The organism is Streptomyces sp. NPDC002825 (assembly GCF_040295385.1).
In the GTDB taxonomy this organism is placed as follows: domain Bacteria; phylum Actinomycetota; class Actinomycetes; order Streptomycetales; family Streptomycetaceae; genus Streptomyces.
Map to the genome: position 1 here is coordinate 50949 of NZ_JBEOVH010000013.1, position 16624 is coordinate 67572.

General features: G+C 70.5%; 15 protein-coding genes, 5 tRNA genes and 1 pseudogene. 9 read left to right on the forward strand and 12 right to left on the reverse strand.

The window, feature by feature from the left end:
* Positions 1-112 precede the first annotated feature (112 nt).
* Complete coding sequence (locus ABT041_RS18465; protein ID WP_502976520.1) at positions 113-1219, forward strand: ABC transporter permease; 1107 nt, start codon at positions 113-115, stop codon at positions 1217-1219.
* 326 nt (positions 1220-1545) lie between these two features.
* Here the strand turns inward: ABT041_RS18465 and ABT041_RS18470 are convergent.
* The 3 genes and pseudogenes from ABT041_RS18470 to ABT041_RS18480 all read right to left on the reverse strand — a co-directional run.
* Positions 1546-1665, reverse strand: a pseudogene (locus ABT041_RS18470) (serine hydrolase domain-containing protein); the annotation flags it as partial.
* An 18-nt stretch (positions 1666-1683) separates the two neighbouring features.
* Positions 1684-1992 carry an NsdA family TPR-like regulatory protein gene (locus ABT041_RS18475; protein ID WP_351185485.1) on the reverse strand — a complete coding sequence of 103 codons (309 nt, stop codon included), beginning with the start codon at positions 1990-1992 and terminating at the stop codon, positions 1684-1686.
* Positions 1989-2354: a hypothetical protein gene (locus ABT041_RS18480; protein WP_351185488.1), complete on the reverse strand. Its 366-nt coding sequence runs from the start codon at positions 2352-2354 to the stop codon at positions 1989-1991. Before ABT041_RS18480 ends, ABT041_RS18475 begins: the two co-directional genes overlap by 4 nt.
* Here ABT041_RS18480 and ABT041_RS18485 point away from each other — a divergent pair.
* Both ABT041_RS18485 and ABT041_RS18490 read left to right on the forward strand, forming a co-directional pair.
* Positions 2334-2876, forward strand: coding sequence for a hypothetical protein (locus tag ABT041_RS18485; RefSeq protein WP_351185491.1), 543 nt, complete (start codon positions 2334-2336; stop codon positions 2874-2876). The genes ABT041_RS18480 and ABT041_RS18485 overlap by 21 nt on opposite strands.
* A 113-nt stretch (positions 2877-2989) precedes the next feature.
* Positions 2990-3481: an SMI1/KNR4 family protein gene (locus tag ABT041_RS18490; protein ID WP_351185494.1), complete on the forward strand. Its 492-nt coding sequence runs from the start codon at positions 2990-2992 to the stop codon at positions 3479-3481.
* Positions 3482-3641: 160 nt separating this feature from the next.
* On the opposite strand, the gene ABT041_RS18495 is transcribed toward ABT041_RS18490, so the two are convergent.
* The 4 genes from ABT041_RS18495 to ABT041_RS18510 form a co-directional block, all read right to left on the reverse strand.
* Positions 3642-3714: transfer RNA gene (locus tag ABT041_RS18495), tRNA-Lys, on the reverse strand.
* Positions 3715-3872: 158 nt separating this feature from the next.
* Complete coding sequence (locus tag ABT041_RS18500; RefSeq protein ID WP_351185497.1) at positions 3873-6137, reverse strand: DEAD/DEAH box helicase; 2265 nt, start codon at positions 6135-6137, stop codon at positions 3873-3875.
* Positions 6138-6335: 198 nt separating this feature from the next.
* Positions 6336-7004 carry a hypothetical protein gene (locus ABT041_RS18505; RefSeq protein WP_351185500.1) on the reverse strand — a complete coding sequence of 223 codons (669 nt, stop codon included), beginning with the start codon at positions 7002-7004 and terminating at the stop codon, positions 6336-6338.
* Positions 7005-7100: 96 nt separating this feature from the next.
* Positions 7101-7451, reverse strand: a complete 351-nt coding sequence (locus ABT041_RS18510) for a metallopeptidase family protein (RefSeq protein ID WP_351185503.1) — start codon at positions 7449-7451, stop codon at positions 7101-7103.
* A gap of 104 nt (positions 7452-7555) precedes the next feature.
* Here ABT041_RS18510 and ABT041_RS18515 point away from each other — a divergent pair.
* From ABT041_RS18515 to ABT041_RS18525, 3 genes are all read left to right on the forward strand, one after another.
* Positions 7556-7628: transfer RNA gene (locus tag ABT041_RS18515), tRNA-Glu, on the forward strand.
* A gap of 40 nt (positions 7629-7668) precedes the next feature.
* Positions 7669-7742, forward strand: a tRNA-Asp gene (locus ABT041_RS18520).
* A 22-nt stretch (positions 7743-7764) separates the two neighbouring features.
* Positions 7765-7838 (forward strand) — tRNA-Phe (locus ABT041_RS18525).
* 191 nt (positions 7839-8029) lie between these two features.
* Here ABT041_RS18525 and ABT041_RS18530 read toward each other — a convergent pair.
* From ABT041_RS18530 to ABT041_RS18540, 3 genes are read right to left on the reverse strand one after another with little or no spacing between them, the layout of a single operon-like run.
* On the reverse strand, positions 8030-8863 hold the full coding sequence (locus ABT041_RS18530; RefSeq protein ID WP_351185506.1) for a cytochrome c biogenesis CcdA family protein: 834 nt from the start codon (positions 8861-8863) through the stop codon (positions 8030-8032).
* On the reverse strand, positions 8860-9588 hold the full coding sequence (locus ABT041_RS18535) for a DsbA family protein (RefSeq protein WP_351185509.1): 729 nt from the start codon (positions 9586-9588) through the stop codon (positions 8860-8862). Before ABT041_RS18535 ends, ABT041_RS18530 begins: the two co-directional genes overlap by 4 nt.
* Before the next feature lie 57 nt (positions 9589-9645).
* A complete protein-coding gene (locus tag ABT041_RS18540) occupies positions 9646-10005 on the reverse strand; it encodes a hypothetical protein (RefSeq protein WP_351185512.1) in 360 nt (119 codons plus the stop codon).
* Between the two features lie 124 nt (positions 10006-10129).
* Here ABT041_RS18540 and hrpA point away from each other — a divergent pair, with 124 nt between their 5' ends.
* The 3 genes from hrpA to ABT041_RS18555 all read left to right on the forward strand — a co-directional run bounded on the left by hrpA (position 10130) and on the right by ABT041_RS18555 (position 14597).
* Positions 10130-14098, forward strand: coding sequence for an ATP-dependent RNA helicase HrpA (gene hrpA, locus ABT041_RS18545; RefSeq protein ID WP_351185515.1), 3969 nt, complete (start codon positions 10130-10132; stop codon positions 14096-14098).
* Positions 14099-14196: 98 nt separating this feature from the next.
* A tRNA-Asp gene (locus ABT041_RS18550) sits at positions 14197-14270 on the forward strand.
* A 126-nt stretch (positions 14271-14396) separates the two neighbouring features.
* A complete protein-coding gene (locus ABT041_RS18555; RefSeq protein WP_502976522.1) occupies positions 14397-14597 on the forward strand; it encodes a DUF6274 family protein in 201 nt (66 codons plus the stop codon).
* A 342-nt stretch (positions 14598-14939) separates the two neighbouring features.
* On the opposite strand, the gene bldC is transcribed toward ABT041_RS18555, so the two are convergent.
* The gene (gene bldC / locus ABT041_RS18560) at positions 14940-15146 is read right to left on the reverse strand and encodes a developmental transcriptional regulator BldC (protein ID WP_003949541.1); all 207 of its coding nucleotides are present in this window, start codon (positions 15144-15146) and stop codon (positions 14940-14942) included.
* A 571-nt stretch (positions 15147-15717) separates the two neighbouring features.
* Positions 15718-16578 (reverse strand): DUF8083 family protein, encoded by an 861-nt coding sequence (locus tag ABT041_RS18565; protein WP_351185518.1) that lies wholly within the window; start codon positions 16576-16578, stop codon positions 15718-15720.
* Positions 16579-16624: the final 46 nt, after the last annotated feature.

Sequence of the window (16624 nt, forward strand, 5' to 3'; positions counted from 1 at the left end):
CAGCATCCGGCCCTCCGTGTTCGGCTGGCATGACGTCCTCACCGAGTCCCTTGCGGGAATGCTCCAGCGCCCTGGACGCTCCGCGCTGACCGCCCTCGGCACGGTCCTCGGAGTGGGCACGTTCGTGGCGATCCTGGGACTGACGGCCACCACCTCGTCGCAGATCGACACGCGCTTCAACGCCCTGAGCGCGACCGAGGTGACCGTCGAGGACGTCGCCCACGAGCAAAACGAGTTCGCCGGCCTCGCCTTCCCAGGAGATGCCGACGCCCGCATCGAGCGCCTGAACGGAGTCGAGCACGCCGGGGTGTACTGGCCGGTGCGGTTGGCGCCGGGCCAGGCCGTACGGTCCTCAGCCATCGTCGGAGACGCCGGTACTGAAAACACCATCGGCGTCGTGGCCGCCTCGCCCGGCGTGTTCGCCGCGGCGGGCACCCGATTGGCCGAGGGAAGGGTCTACGACGGCTACGCGTCGGGCCATGCGGCGCCGGTGGCCGTCATCGGTGCGGGAGTCGCCGAACGACTCGGCATCACCACTCTGGAAACCCGCCCAGCCGTCTTCGTCGGCAGCCAGCCGTTCACCGTCATCGGCATCGTCTCCGACACGGACCGGAAGGCCGACCTGCTGCTCTCCGTCGTCGTACCACGCACCACGGCGGAGCGGATGTGGGGCAGCCCCGAAGACGGCGGCGCGAAGATGCTGATCTCGACCGAGCTCGGCGCCGCTCCGCAGGCCGCCCAGGAAGCCGCGATAGCACTGCGTCCCGACCACCCCGAGTACTTCAAGGTTGTGCCACCGCCGGACCCCAAGGCGCTGCGGGGCAAGGTCGGCGACGACCTGAGCCAGCTGTTCCTCCTCCTGGCGACCATCTGTCTCGTCATCGGTGCCGTGGGCATCGCCAACACCACCCTGGTCGCCGTTCTGGAACGTACCGGAGAGATCGGTCTGCGCCGGGCCTTGGGCGCACGCGGACGCCACATCACGGTGCAGTTCCTTGCGGAGTCCGGCGCGCTCGGCACCCTGGGCGGTCTCGTCGGTACATCCCTGGGCGTCCTGACGGTGGTGACGGTTGCCGCGATCCGTGACTGGACGCCGGTGATCCACCCGTCGACGGCGGCCGCTGCCCCGGCCATCGGGCTGGTGACAGGTGTCGTCGCCGGCCTCTACCCAGCGTGGCGCGCGGCACGGATCCAGCCTGCCGAAGCCTTGCGCCGCTGAGCTGAGGGTCCGAGGGAGAGTGCCTCATCGAGGGGGGAACTGCGTGCGCGGTATGACGGAGAGTCCTGGTCGGTCTAACTGATCCATGCCGGAGGGTGTTGCCCCCTCCGGGGTGCCCTGGTCGGGCAAAGCGAACGGTGCCGCGCGATCCGGGCCGGACCGGTCCGTGCCGGAACGTCCGCTCACGATCGCTCATGCACGTCCAGCGCTGTGGTTCCCGATCGATGTCGATCGGGCAAGGCAACGCGTGGGATGAATCCAGCGTGTGGAAACCTAGTCGTTCGGCCGGTGATCACCCATGAGGCGGGCGGTGTCGGTCCTGGCCGGACGTCGCGGAACGTGTTCCGAAGGGACGTTGGCGGCTGGCGCTCGCAGGTGTAGTAGAGCTCGTTGGTAAGCAGTACCGCTCATCGGTCCCGGGTGGGGGAGATCCACATGCCGGTGCCGAAGCCGACCGGGGCGGGTCAGCCTGCGATGCGAGCTGCCTGCTCGCGAAGTTCTTGGGCTTCCGGCACTCCGCTGTACCGGCGCAGGCGGACGCGCATGTCCTGGAGCGCGGCCTGAACCTTGACCGAGCGGATGCCGTCGGCGCAGTCGAGGAAGTCGCGCCAGGTGGCCAGGGCTCCGTCGACGTCGCCTTGGCGGAGGCGGACGCCGCCGAGGTCGGCGAGGACGATGGCGCGGGTGCGGCGGCGATCGAGCCCGTGGATGTCGAGGGCGAGGTGGAGGTGTTCCTCGGCGGCGTCGAGGTCGCCGAGGCGGGAGAGGATCACGCCGGATTCGTGGGCCCACGACCGGGGGAGTAGTGGGCGGCCCAGGAGTCAGCACCTGCGGCGGCCGGCTTGCCGATGGCGGTCTCGGACATGGCGAGGTGCTTGGTGGCCATGCGGCGGTCGTCGTCCTGGGCGGCGGCGTTGGCGAGGGTGGCCTCGTAGTAGGCGACGGCGCGCGGGGTGTCGAGGTGACGGCCGTACTCCACGCAGGCTTCGCCGAGCTGGACGGCTTCGGCCCGGTAGCCGAGGTCGACGCACTGCACGGCGAGGCCGCGGAGGGCCGTCGCCGACAGCTCCGGATCGCCGGCCTCGGCGGCCAGGCGGAAGGAGTGGGCGTAGTAGTGCTGAGTGAGTCCGCGCAATTCGGGGGTGTCGCCTTCGTCGCGATCGCTCGCCTCGCCGGCAGGGCCGGTGCGAAGACCGGCACTCCGCTGCTCGACCACGCCGTCGCCGAACTCTCCGCCGCTGCCGTGGCGCCGGCACCTGTGCCCGCCACGGACTTCGGCCAGGGCGACTTCCACGGCCACACCGCCGAGACCCTGCTCGCCCTGCCCGCTCCCGTCCCGAGCGCCGCTGTGGTCGCCTGTCTTCCGCACATCGCGCCCCACAGCCGGAGGTATGTCGCGCGGAGGGTCCTGCCCGGTCTGTTCCCCACTCCGCTGCCCGACCCCCTGCCTCCCTACGCCGATCTCAGTCGCCCGCAGCAGCAGCTCCTTCATGCCATCGCCGACCTGGAGGAAGGCCACTGGAACGTCGCCGACTTCGGTCAGCGGCTCACTCCCCACGGGCTCCCCGACACCCAGCAGGCCCTGCGCGCCTATCTCGGTCTCCCCCCGCTCCCAGCACGTTGCGGCTGCGATCACGCACAGACCTGCCCCCCCTGAGGCCAGCGGGCAGTCGAAGGTGTCGTCGGAGGCGCAGCGGGTGAACCGTCCGTGAGCTGTCGGCCACGCGCCGACCGGCTGACAGTGCGGCGCACCGGCCCTGGCTGTCAGACGTGTCCGCGAAGATGCCCGGCATCAACGAGTACGACGATCTGCTCGAACGCGTCTCGGCCAGGGCCACGGCGAGCGGACGGCACCGTCCCCCTGTCACGGGGGACGGGGGCTTCGGCCCTGACTACACGCTCTTCCCTCTCGCCCGGACAACGGCTACCGAAGAAGACACCGTGGTCGACGGCTACCTCGACCGCGTACCGCCGGCCGACGCGGACACCGAGTGGTCCTGGCCCAAGGGAGTCGTACCGATCCTCGACTGGGGCTGCGCCATGAGCGCCGCCGTCGACTGCCTGAGCGAGGACGGGACGGTCCTACTCTTCGAGCCGAACGCGATCACCGACCAGAACCTCACCCGCGCCTGGTTCGTCGACGCGGGCAGCCTCGCTGAGTGGCTGGAGACGTGGCTGGCCGGCTCCGGCTGGTACGAGGAGGACATGGTCGACGAGGAGTTCGACATGCCGCTGTGGGCCGATGCCACCTCTCGCCTGTAGCCGGAGAGGCCGCCGTCTGCCCCTCAGTCCGCCGTGATCCGCCTCCTGCCCGGACCGTCCGCTCACGCACGAGCCCCCGAACGACGGAGCGCCCCACCCGGTCGCAACCAAGTGGGGCGCTCCACAGCAGGTCAGGGGGCTTTCCCTCGCCCGCTTCGCGTAGGCCGTGTGGGACTCGAACCCACAACCAATGGATTAAAAGTCCACTGCTCTGCCAATTGAGCTAACGGCCCGTGGACAAACACACCTGTGCAGCATAGCCCGAGAGGGCGCCGGAACCGATCGGGTATCCGACACCGGCCGCGCCGTGCCTCGAGCGGTGTCGGTACGGGACAGGGCCCGTACCTGCACCGGGGTGCGGGTACGGGCCCTGTTCGGGTCCTACGCGAGGTCAGCCGTTGCGCTTCCAGCGCGGCTTGTCGTCGCGGCGGCCGAAGGAGCCGCCGGTCGAGCCGGTGCTGCCGCGGTGGTCGTCACGACGGCCGTACGGGCGGTCGCCGCCCGAGCGGAAGCCGCCGGCGGGGCGGTCGTCGCGACGGTCGCGGTTGAACGGACGGTCGCTGCCACGGTGGCCGCCGGAGGGGCGGTCGTCACGGCGCTCGAAGGAACGGCCGCCGCGGTCGTCGCGGTTGAAGCCACCCGACGGACGGTCGTCGCGACGGAAGCCGCCGGACGGACGGTCGTTGTCACGACGCTCGAAGGAACGGCCACCACGGTCGTCACGGTTGAAGCCACCCGAGGGGCGGTCGTCGCGACGGAAGCCGCCGGACGGACGGTCGTCACGGCGGAAGCCGCCACGGTCGCCGCCGCGGTCGTCACGGTTGAAGCCGCCGGAGGGGCGGTCGTCGCGACGGAAGGACGGACGGTCGTTGTCACGACGCTCGAAGGAACGGCCACCACGGTCGTCGCGGTTGAAGCCACCCGACGGACGGTCATCGCGACGGAAGCCGCCCGACGGACGGTCGTTGTCGCGTCGGAAGCCGCCACGGTCGTTGTCACGGCGGAAGCCACCGCGGTCCTCGCGGTTGAAGCCGCCGCGGTCACGGCGCTCGAAGTTGCCCCGCTCGTCGCGGAACGTCGAACGCTCCTCGCGGCGCTCCTCCGCCTTCGCGGCGCGCTCGGCCTCGACGGCCGCGGCCGCGACCTCGGCCTCGGCGGCCTCGGTCACCTCGGCGACGGCCGCCTCCGGGTCCTCGCCGCGCTCGCGGGCGGCGCGGGCCACCAGGCGGTCGGCCTCCTCGCGGAGCTCGACGGCACGGCGCTGGAGGCGCTCGAGCTGCTTGGTCAGGTCGACGACCTCGCGCTCGGCCTGCTTGGCCGAGTTGTTCGCGGAGTCGGCCTGGACCTCGGTGAGCGAACGGGCGCCGGTGATCTCGGCGACCTCCGGGTCGAAGGCGCCGGCACCGCCGACGATGTGGCGCGAGGCGTCGACGCCCGCGTCCTCCATCAGGCGGAAGATCTGGCGGCGCTGGTGCGGCAGGGCCAGGGAGACCACGACACCGGAGCGGCCGGCGCGGGCGGTGCGGCCCGAGCGGTGCAGGTAGTCCTTGTGGTCGCCGGCCGGGTCCACGTTCAGGACCAGGTCGATGCCGTCGACGTGGATGCCTCGGGCGGCGACGTCGGTCGCGACGAGCGCGTTGACGTAGCCGTCCTTGAAGTCGGCCAGGGTGCGCGTACGGGCGCCCTGGGTCATGCCGCCGTGCAGGGCGTCGGCCTTCACACCGGCCTCGCGCAGCTGCTCGGCGATGCGGTCGGCGCCCAGCTGGGTGCGGACGAAGATGATCGTGCGGCCCTTGCGCGCGGCGATGGCGGCGGTGACCGGGGCCTTGTCCTTCGGCTTCACGACGAGGACGTGGTGGGTCATCGTCGTGACGGCACCGGCGGACGGGTCGACCTCGTGCGTGACCGGGTTCACCAGGTAGCGCTTGACGAGGGTGTCGATCTCGTTCTCCAGGGTGGCGGAGAAGAGGAGGCGCTGACCGCCCTCGGGGACCTGGTCGAGCAGCTCGGTGACCTCGGGCAGGAAGCCCAGGTCGGCCATCTGGTCGGCCTCGTCGAGGACGGCGACCTGGACGTTCTCGAGGGAGCAGGCGCCGCGGTTGATGATGTCGCGGAGACGGCCCGGGGTGGCGACGAGGATGTCGACGCCGCGCTCCAGGGCGTAGATCTGGTTGCCCATGGACGTACCGCCGCAGACGACCTTCATCTTGAGGCCGAGCACGTCGCCGTAGGGCTGGAGGGCGTCCGCGACCTGCATCGCGAGCTCACGGGTCGGGGTGAGGATGACGCCGCGGGGCTTCTTCTTGTCGGTGTGGCCGTCCGCCAGGGTGGCGAGCAGCGGCAGACCGAAGGAGAGGGTCTTGCCGGAGCCGGTGCGGCCGCGGCCGAGGATGTCCTTGCCGGCCAGGGCGTCCGGGATGGTCGCCGCCTGGATCGGGAAGGGGGTGGTGACGCCGTTCTGCGCGAGCTTGCGCACGACGCCCTCGGGCAGACCGAGGTCGCCGAAGGTGATGGTGGGCTCGTCGGAGACGGTCTCCTCGACGACCGTCTCGGCGGTGTCGTCGGCCTCGACGGCGACGGTCTCGGTGGCCTCTACGGCCTCGACGATCTCGTCGTTCTCGGGCATGACGGCGTGGTCAGAACTGAAAATGGACATGCGAAATGCGAAACCTTCCGGAGTCTCGGCACGCGCCCGTCAACTCCGTGATTTCGCAAATCGACCGCCTCAATGCGGTCAGCCACGGCTAGGGAGAGTACGCGCCACGCGGCGCTCTTCTGTGTCGGCGCCGGGCAATGGGATCAAACGATCTACCACCATACGCACCCTCCCCCACCTATGGCAAATCGGACTGCGTCACACCGGCTCGGCCTGCGGGGACGCCGCCGGCTCCGCGGGCGCTCCCGGCCCGTCCGCCGCCCGCATCGCGCCCATCTGGGTGTCGGTGCCGGAGGGCGGCGGATCGGTCGGGTTCGAGGTCGGTTCCGGGGTCGGCTCGGGCGTCGGGTTGGAGGTCGGCTCGGGCGTCGGCTCCGGGGTCGGCGCGGTCGGCTGCGGCGTGGGCGTGGACCCGCCGTCCGAACCGCCGGCACCGCCGCCGCTCCCCCCGCTGCCGCCACTGCCGCCGGTCCCGCCGCCGCCCGAGGCGTCGGGGGCCTCGTGGCCGCCGGCCGGCGGCGGCTTCGACGGCCCTCCGGACCCGCCCGGGCCCTCGACCGGCTGGACGGCGCCCGGCGAGGGCTTCGCCGTGCCGGACGGCGAGCCGCTCGGGACCGGGGACTCCTTGCCCGCGCCGGCCGGGGCGGGTCCACCCCTGTCCGGCCGGCCGTTCCACGACCCGCCGTCCCCGCCCCGGTCTCCGCCGCCGCCGTCGGCCTCGGCCGCCGCGCCGTGCTTCCCCCCGGAGGCGCCGGGGGCCGGCTTCGCCCCCTCGTCGCTCACACTCATACAGCCGCTCAGACCGGCACAGGCCGCGACGGCCAGCGCGGTGGCGGCCCATCTCACCGGGGTGGGCAAATGGCGCACGGGGGCACCTCCAGGACACAACAGGCAGGAACGGAACGCGTCGAACTGCCCAACTCCCCAGGCACCACAAGGGACACGCGCGAAGAGACCCGAGCCTCAGCCGTAGCCGAGCGCGTGCAGCCGCTCGTCGTCGATGCCGAAGTGGTGCGCGATCTCGTGCACGACGGTGACCTCGGTCTCCGCGACCACGTCCTCGCGCGACTCGCACATCCGCAGCGTCGGGCCCCGGTAGATCGTGATCCGGTCCGGCAGCACCCCGGCGTACCACTCGCCGCGCTCGGTCAGCGGCGTCCCCTCGTAGAGCCCGAGCAGCTCGGGGTCGTCCGCGGAGGGCTCGTCCTCCACGAACACGGCGACGTTGTCCATCAGCCGGGTCAGCTCCGGCGGGATCCGGTCCAGGGCCTCGGCGACAAGCTCCTCGAACTCCTCGCGCGTCATCTCCAGCACGGGCCCATTCTCCCCCGCGCGGAAACCGTTTTGGCGATAGCGGCCGGCATCCCATATGCTTCTCACGTCCCCGACGCACTGAGAAGTGCGCAGGTGAGCCTCTAGCCCTCATCGTCTAGTGGCCCAGGACGCCGCCCTTTCAAGGCGGTAGCACGGGTTCGAATCCCGTTGGGGGCACGCAGTACCGTGTGCGAGACTAGTGAGCGCACACAAGCAAGGCTCTGTGGAGCAGTTGGTTAGCTCGCCACCCTGTCAAGGTGGAGGTCGCGGGTTCAAGTCCCGTCAGAGTCGCTGAGGTCGGAAACGATCTCGTGGCTGGGTAGCTCAGTTGGTACGAGCGATCGCCTGAAAAGCGATAGGTCGCCGGTTCGACCCCGGCCCCAGCCACAAAGGGAAGGCCCCGTTCGAAAGAACGGGGCCTTCTTCGTTCCCCCGGGCCTTCTTCGTTCCCCGGGGCCTTCTTCGTTCCCCCGGGCCTTCTTCGTCCCCCCCGGGCCTCCTTCGTCCCCGGGGCCCTCTTGGCTCCCCAGGACATGCGCCCGTACGGGGAAGGGGCCCGCGCCCCTCCCCCGTACCGCTCAGACCTCCTCGCGCCGCCGCGCCCTGCGACCCCGCAAAGCGAGCGCCACCGCCACCGCCGCCACGACCGCGACGAGCAGCGCCCAGTCCGGCACCGAACGGCCCAGCGAGGCCACCCGTTCCTCCACGGCGAAGGAGTCGTCAACCGAGAGCAGCCCCGGCAGCGCGGTCGTCCCGTCGAAGACCAGGAACAGGGTGCCGAGGGCGATGAAGAAGAGGCCCGAGAGCAGGGAGGTGGAGTGGGCCTCGAAGCGGCCGATACGGAGCGGGCGGCCCCGCAGCCAGCGCCGCCGGCCCAGCTCGTACCGGTCCCAGAGCAGCGCCAGGACGAACAGCGGGACGGCCATGCCGAGCGCGTACACCGCGAGGAGCAGTCCGCCGTACGCCGGGCTGCCGCTCAGCGCCGCCACCGTCAGGACGCTGCCCAGGATCGGGCCGGCGCAGAAGCCCGCGAGGCCGTAGACCAGGCCGAGGGCGTAGACGGAGAACGCCGACGTCGGCCGGATGCGGCCGCTCGCCTCGGCGATCCGGCGGGAGGTGAAGCCCAGGCCGAGGATCTGGAGGGCGCCGAGTCCGATGATCAGCGAGCCTCCGGTGGTGACGAGCAGGTCCCGGTGGCCGTAGAAGAACCGGCCGGCGAGGGAGCCCGCGGCGCCGAGCGGGACGAGGGTGGTCGCCAGACCCGCGTAGAGGATGCCGGTCCTGGCCACGAGCTTCGCGCGCGTGTCGATCGAATACGCGAAGAAGGCGGGCAGGAGCAGGGCGCTGCACGGGCTGAGCAGGGCGAGGAGCCCGCCGAGGAAGGCGGCGAAGTACCCGATGCCGGAGGTCACCGAGCGGCCTTCTTCGGAGCGGCCTTCGCCGCCGCCTCGATGGCCTCCGTGAAGGTCTCCATCGGCTGGGCGCCGGCGATCGGACGGCCGTTGATCAGGAACGACGGGGTGGAGGAGGCACCGAGCTCGTACCCCTGCTCCTGGTCCTTGCTTACGGCCTCGCGGGCGGCCGCACTCTCGCTGTCCTTCGCGAACCGGGCCGCGTCGGGGACGCCGGCCTCCTTCGCGAGGGCGGCGAGGCGGTCCTTGCCGAAGCCCTTCTCCTTGGCGCCCTCGGCGTAGGCCGCCTTGTGGAACTCCCAGAACCGGCCCTGCTGCCCGGCCGCCCAGGACGCGCGGGCGACGTTCTCCGACTCCTCGCCGAAGATCGGGAAGTTCCGCCACTCGATGCGCAGGGTGCCGTTCTCGACGTACTTCTTCACGAGGGCGGGCTCGGTGTCTCGGGCGAACTTCCCGCAGTAGCCGCACTTGAAGTCGGCGTACTCGATGAGCACGACGGGCGCGTCGGCGCGGCCGAGGGCGAGCTTGTCGGCGGGGTCGCGGCGGGCGTAGGCCTCCAGTTCGGCGTAGACGCCGGCGGAGGGGTCGGCGGAGACCTCGGCGACGGACGAGGACCCGGAGGCGCCGGGGGACGTGGGCTTGGTGGCGGTGTACGAGACGACGCCGAGCAGCACGGCGGCGGCCGCCACCCCGGAGACGATCATGATCGGCTTGGTCTTGGACATGCGGAAGCGCTCCTGGAGGAGAGGGAAGGGGAAGGACGGCGGAGGCGGACCGTCCGTCTACACCCTGAGGACCTTCAGCTCCACGGGAGACAGCGGTACGCGCGCGGGTGGCTCCCGGCCGGGCGGCGCGTCCGGGTCGCCCGCGTCCGGCTGCCGGAGCCCGGGCGCCATCCGGTCGGCGGCCAGGGCGGGCAGCAGCTCGGCGAAGCCGTGCGCACGCGGCGGTACGACGGGGCGCGAGGCCCCTTCGTCGGCGGGGTGGCCGGGGTCGCAGCCCGGCGCGGCGTCGCCCGGCACGGCGACAGAGGCCGAGACCGGAGCCGTACCGGCGGGGGAGGAAGCACCGCAGACCAGGAGCCCGAGCACCAGACCCAGCAGGGCGGCGAACGCCGCCGTCGCGCGGGTGGTGCAGAACATGCGATACCTCTCCGGTGCGGTCGGCGTGCCCGAAATAGTACGCACCCCGCGCGCGTGGCCCCGGGGAAGCCGCTCGTAAATCGGTTCGCCGCTTCTCGTCCGCAGGTGCGATCCTGGATCCCGTATGTCTACTTCCTTCGCCGCCCTCCAGTCCGTCCTGGCCGAGGTCTCGCTGCGGGACTCCCACCGGCTCGGCCGCCGTCTCGAAGGCGCCCGCCGCATCCGCAAGCCCGAGGCCCGCGCGGCCGTCCTGGACGAGATCGCCGCCGAGGCGGCCAAGGCCAAGGAGCGCGTCGACGGGCGCGCCTCCCGCGTGCCCGCGGTCACGTACCCCGAGCAGCTGCCCGTCTCGCAGAAGAAGGACGAGATCCTGGAGGCGATACGCGACCACCAGGTCGTGATCGTCGCCGGTGAGACGGGCTCCGGAAAGACCACCCAGATCCCCAAGATCTGTCTGGAGCTGGGCCGGGGCGTCCGGGGCATGATCGGGCACACCCAGCCCCGCCGGATCGCCGCCCGGACGGTCGCCGAGCGCGTCGCCGAGGAGCTGAGGACCCCGCTGGGCGAGGCCGTCGGCTGGAAGGTCCGCTTCACCGACCAGGTGAACCCCGACGCGACCTTCGTGAAGCTGATGACGGACGGCATCCTGCTCGCCGAGATCCAGACGGACCGCGAGCTGCGCGCGTACGACACGATCATCATCGACGAGGCCCACGAGCGGTCCCTCAACATCGACTTCCTGCTCGGCTATCTGGCCCAGCTGCTGCCGAAGCGGCCCGACCTCAAGGTCGTGATCACCTCGGCGACGATCGACCCGGAGCGCTTCTCCCGCCACTTCGGCGACGCCCCGATCGTCGAGGTCTCCGGCCGTACGTATCCGGTCGAGGTCCGCTACCGCCCGCTCCTCGAAGAGGACAGCGAGGAGTCCGACCGGGACCAGATCACCGCGATCTGCGACGCGGTCGACGAGCTCCAGAAGGAGGGTCCCGGCGACGTCCTGGTCTTCCTCTCCGGCGAGCGGGAGATCCGCGACACCGCGGACGCCCTCACCAAGAAGAAGCTCTTCAACACCGAGATCCTCCCGCTCTACGCGCGGCTGTCCCACGCCGAGCAGCACCGGGTCTTCCAGGCGCACTCCGGCCGCCGGATCGTCCTCGCGACGAACGTCGCCGAGACCTCCCTGACCGTCCCCGGCATCAAGTACGTGATCGATCCGGGCACCGCCCGCATCTCCCGCTACTCGCACCGGACCAAGGTCCAGCGCCTCCCGATCGAGCCGGTCAGCCAGGCCAGCGCCAACCAGCGCAAGGGCCGCTGCGGCCGTACGAGCGACGGCATCTGCATCCGCCTCTACTCGGAGGACGACTTCCTGACCCGTCCGGAGTTCACGGACGCGGAGATCCTCCGTACGAACCTGGCCTCCGTCATCCTCCAGATGACCGCGGCCGGCCTCGGCGACATCGAGAAGTTCCCGTTCATCGACCCGCCGGACCACCGGAACATCCGGGACGGCGTGCAGCTCCTCCAGGAGCTCGGCGCGATCGACCCGGCCGAGAAGGACCCGAAGAAGCGGCTGACGCAGCAGGGCCGGAAGCTGTCGCAGCTGCCCGTGGACCCGCGGCTCGCCCGGATGGTCCTGGAGGCCGACAAGAACGGCTGCGTCCGCGAGGTCATGGTGATCGCGGCGGCGCTGTCCATCCAGGACCCGCGCGAGCGGCCGGCGGAGAAGCAGGCGCAGGCCGACCAGCTGCACGCCCGCTTCAAGGACGAGACGAGCGACTTCCTCGCCTTCCTCAACCTGTGGCGGTACGTCCGTGAGCAGCAGAAGGAGCGCGGGTCGTCGTCCTTCCGCCGGATGTGCAAGCAGGAGTACCTGAACTTCCTGCGCATCCGTGAGTGGCAGGACATCTACACCCAGCTGCGGACGGTCGCCAAGCAGATGGGCATCCACCTCAACGAGGAGGACGCGCCGGAGCAGTCCGTGCACGTCTCCCTGCTCTCCGGCCTGCTCTCCCACGTCGGTCTGAAGGACGTGAAGGAGAGCAAGGAGAGCCAGGGCGCGAAGCGCGAGGGCTCCCGGAACGAGTACCTGGGCGCGCGGAACGCCAAGTTCGCGATCTTCCCCGGCTCCGCGCTCTTCAAGAAGCCCCCGCGCTTCGTCATGTCCGCCGAGCTGGTGGAGACCTCGCGGCTCTGGGCCCGGGTCAATGCCCGGATCGAGCCCGAATGGATCGAGCCGCTCGCGCAGCACCTGGTGAAGAAGACGTACAGCGAGCCGCACTGGGAGAAGGACCAGGCGGCCGTGATGGCCTTCGAGAAGGTGACGCTGTACGGCGTCCCGATCGTCGCCGACCGCAAGGTGAACTACGGGCGGATCGACCCGGAGGTCTCCCGCGACCTGTTCATCCGGAACGCGCTCGTCGAGGGCGACTGGCGCACGCACCACAAGTTCTTCTCGGACAACCGCAAACTCCTCACCGAGGTCGAGGAGTTGGAGCACCGGGCCAGGCGCCGGGACATCCTCGTCGACGACGAGACGCTCTTCGACTTCTACGACAAGCGCGTCCCCGAACACGTCGTGTCCGGCGCCCACTTCGACTCCTGGTGGAAGCACAAGCGCCGCGAGGAGCCGGAGTTCCTCGACTTCGAGCGCGAGATGCTCATCAACGAGAAGGCCGGGGCGGTCACCAAGGACGACTACCCGGACTCCTGGCGCCAGGGCGCGCTGAAGTTCCGGGTGACGTACCAGTTCGAGCCGGGCGCGGACGCGGACGGCGTGACCGTCCACGTACCGCTCCAGGTGCTGAACCAGGTGACGGACGAGGGCTTCGAGTGGCAGATCCCGGGTCTGCGCGCGGAGGTCGTCACCGAGCTGATCCGCTCGCTCCCCAAGCCGATCCGCCGCCACTACGTGCCCGCGCCGAACTTCGCGACCCGCTTCCTGGACACCGTGGTGCCCGTGCAGGAGCCGCTGACGGGCGCGCTCGCCCGGGAGCTCCAGCGGATGGTCGGCGTCCCGGTCACGGCCGAGGACTTCGACTGGGCGAAGGTGCCCGAGCACCTCAAGGTGACCTTCCGGATCGTCGACGAGCGGCGCCGGAAGCTCGCCGAGGACAAGGACCTGGAGACGCTGCGGCTGAAACTGCGCCCCAAGGCCCGTCAGGCGCTGTCCAAGGCCGCCGCGGCGGCGACGGGCGGCCCGGACGGCTCGGGGCCGTCCCTGGAGCGCACGGGCCTCAGGGACTGGACGATCGGGACGCTCACGAAGGTCTTCGAGACCAAGCGGGGCGGTCAGCCGGTGAAGGCGTATCCGGCGCTGGTCGACGAGGGCGACAGCGTCGCCGTACGGCTCTTCGACTCGGAGGCCGAGCAGGCGCAGGCGATGTGGCGGGGCACCCGGAAGCTGATCATGCTGAACATCCCGGTGAACCCGGCGAAGTTCGCCTCGGACAAGCTGACCAACCAGCAGAAGCTGGCCCTGTCGTCGAACCCGCACGGCTCGATCCAGGCCCTCTTCGACGACTGCGCCACCGCCGCCGCCGACAAGCTGATCGCGGACCACGGCGGCCCGGCCTGGGACGAGGAGTCCTTCCGGAAGCTGTACGACAGGGTCCGCGCGGACCTCGTCGACGTGACCGTACGGACGGTGGGCCAGGTCCAGCAGATCCTGGCGGCCTGGCAGGCCTGCGAGCGCCGGCTGAAGTCCACGAACAGCCTGGCGCTGATCAACAACCTGACCGACGTGAAGGCGCAGCTCGCCTGGCTCATGCCGGCCGGCTTCGTCACCCGTACGGGCCTGAAGCGGCTCCCGGACCTGATGCGCTACCTGGTGGCGGTGGACCGGCGGCTCCAGCAGATGCCCACCGGGGTCCAGCGGGACACCACCCGGATGGAGAAGGTCCAGGAGATGCAGGACGAGTACGCCTGGCTCCTGGAGCAGCTCCCGAAGGGCCGCCCGGTGCCGTCCGAGGTCACCGACATCCGCTGGATGATCGAGGAGCTTCGGGTGAGCTACTTCGCCCACGCGCTGGGCACGGCGTACCCGATCTCGGACAAGCGGATCGTGAAGGCGATCGACGCGGCGGCCCCGTAGAGATCCGTGAGCGGGACCTCGCCCAACCTGAGTTCGACCAGACCCCCTGACCTGCTGTACAGTCTTGTTCGCAGCCGCTTACGAGGGGCTGCGAGCAAGGCTCTGTGGAGCAGTTGGTTAGCTCGCCACCCTGTCAAGGTGGAGGTCGCGGGTTCAAGTCCCGTCAGAGTCGCCTTTCACGAAGGCCCGCATCGCGAGATGCGGGCCTTCGTTGTGTTCCCGTGTCTTGACGGACCCGCGCGCCCGCCGGTACCCCGGACTTCAGGGAATCGGGGGCCCACACCGGAGGTGGTCGCGCATGGCCGCGGCATCCGCAGCACGGCACGACACGCGAGCGCTGCTGCGCGCCCATCTGGCGGCCGCGTCGCGGTACGGACACCTCACCCGTCAGTGCGTGGTCTGCCATCGCCTCCTGCGGCTCGCCATGGAGCTCCCCGAGCCGGAGGAGCCGGCGGCGGTGACGGAGAGCACCGGGGACGAAAGTCCCACCGACCCATGACCAACGGCGGGTTGGGGACGATCCCGGAGGTGGCAGGCTGTTTCTTGGCAAGACCTCCTCAGTGTGACGGGTGTCACTGAAACCGTTTCAGGAACGACCACACTTACACCCTCCCTACACCACCCCGATTTAATATGTGCAATTGCACCACCCTGGAGAGAGTGTGGCGCTGGGCACAAAAAAGATCGCGCTGGACCCGGCGGAGTCCAGCGCGATCGTTGACGAAGACCTGTTGGGGCAGGAGTCCGTCGGCAGTACTAGGGGTGGGCGCCGGATTGGGGGATCCGGACGGGCCCGGTGTTACGGGGTGTTGCAGGGTTCTGCAGGTGTTTCTGCGCGACCTCAGGCCTCGCTGCGCTGCTGCGGAATGCCCGCCAGCAGAGCGCGAACCTCGGCCTCGCGGTACCGGCGGTGTCCACCCAGGGTGCGGATGGACGTGAGCTTGCCGGCCTTCGCCCAGCGGGTCACCGTCTTCGGGTCCACGCGGAACATCGTGGCAACCTCGGCAGGGGTAAGCAGCGGCTCGGCATCAGGGGTGCGAGCGGTCATGAGCGGCCTCCTCGGGAGAACCGAACCAATCTCGGTTCTTTCCTCTAAATTCTGCACCTTGACCCGCCATGCCCGAAATGGCAGAAGCGGGTCGAGTCGGTTATAGGACGAACGGCTTGTCCTCGGCACTACAACTACACCATCCGTCCAGCCGCGTCGGCCAAACCGATGGAATTGCCCTCGCAGGTGTTCATCAGCGGCGGAAGTCGACTGACCATGCCATAACGGACAGTCACGCCACTGTGACGATCAGTCACAGGGCGATCAGGAGTCCTCAGACCCCCCATAGAGTGCAATGCTGAGCGTTCCGCCCGAACTTGGGCGGAAGGAACCCTCCCCGGACTCCTTGTCCTATTTTGGCACGAGGGTGGGCGATGGGCGCAAGGGTGCGTTACGTGCTGTCCGTCACGCTTGAGCCAAAGGCCCGGATCGGGACCAACGTCCTCGCCCTCGCGGTGCGAAAGACCCGGCCACCGAAGCATGCCGAATCAGCCACTCCCCCCTCGAAGATCATTTACACCCGCCGGACATGTCTTGTCGATACCGACCTGACGAATCTGTCCGGACTATGTCAGTTCGCGAAACGCAGGTCCCTGACCGTCCGCCAGCGCTCCGCGAGCCGCCCGTACACCTCGCTCGCCGCCTCCCCGTCCCCGGCCCGCAGCGCCGCGATCCCCTCCGCCAGCTGGGCCGCCGACCGGTCCTCCGCCAGCCACCGGTCCGGCAGCGCGTGCACCAGACCGCCGAAGTCCAGCTCCACGAGCGCCCGCGGATGGAACTCCTCCAGCCAGCGCCCCACCTCGACCAGACCCGCCGTCATCGGACCCTCGTCGATCGACTCCCGGAGCGCCTTCAGCGCCCGCGCCAGCCGCCGCCGCGCCTGCGCCATCGTCGTCCGGTAGCGCAGCACCGGCGCCCGGCCCGCCTCCGTGCTCCCGCGGTCTCCCGGCTCGTACTCCCGGTCCTCGTCCCCGAACAGCGCGAACCAGCGCAACGGCACGTGCCAGACCCCCGTACGGATCCACGGCCGCGCGTCCGGGTTCCGGCTCAGCCAGCGCTCGTAGTCGCTCGCCACCTGGGCCCGGACCACCGGCGGCAGCATCGCGTCGAGCACCGGCGCCGGATACGGACCCGCCGCCAGCTCCTCCAGGGCCAGCCAGCCGCGCAGCCGGGTCCGCCACGGACAGATCACCACCACCCCGTCCAGATGCGCGACGAACGCCTCCCCGCTCTCGTGCACCGGCACCGGCACCGGAGGCGTCGGCAGCAGATCCGCCAGCGAGCGGCGCAGCTCCTCCTGCGCCCCCGGCGTGCTCGGCCGGCGCGCGTACCGGGCCCAGTGGGACCGCTCCGGCTCGGGGAACGCGGCCAGCGGCTCGTACACCCGCAGATAGGACGCGTAGGGAACGGGGACCGTGGGGGCGACCGACATGTCGCAAATCCTTCCACGGAGGTACTCCTGGAGGGGGTGATCCTCA

Excerpts from the sequence above, each read along its gene's own strand:
- ABT041_RS18500 (WP_351185497.1), bottom strand. The coding sequence starts at position 6,137 with ATGTCCATTTTCAGTTCTGACCACGCCGTCATGCCCGAGAACGACGAG.
- ABT041_RS18535 (WP_351185509.1), bottom strand. The coding sequence starts at position 9,588 with ATGTCCAAGACCAAGCCGATCATGATCGTCTCCGGGGTGGCGGCCGCC.
- ABT041_RS18540 (WP_351185512.1), bottom strand. The coding sequence starts at position 10,005 with ATGTTCTGCACCACCCGCGCGACGGCGGCGTTCGCCGCCCTGCTGGGT.
- hrpA (WP_351185515.1), top strand. The coding sequence starts at position 10,130 with ATGTCTACTTCCTTCGCCGCCCTCCAGTCCGTCCTGGCCGAGGTCTCG.
- ABT041_RS18555 (WP_502976522.1), top strand. The coding sequence starts at position 14,397 with ATGGCCGCGGCATCCGCAGCACGGCACGACACGCGAGCGCTGCTGCGC.
- bldC (WP_003949541.1), bottom strand. The coding sequence starts at position 15,146 with ATGACCGCTCGCACCCCTGATGCCGAGCCGCTGCTTACCCCTGCCGAG.
- ABT041_RS18565 (WP_351185518.1), bottom strand. The coding sequence starts at position 16,578 with ATGTCGGTCGCCCCCACGGTCCCCGTTCCCTACGCGTCCTATCTGCGG.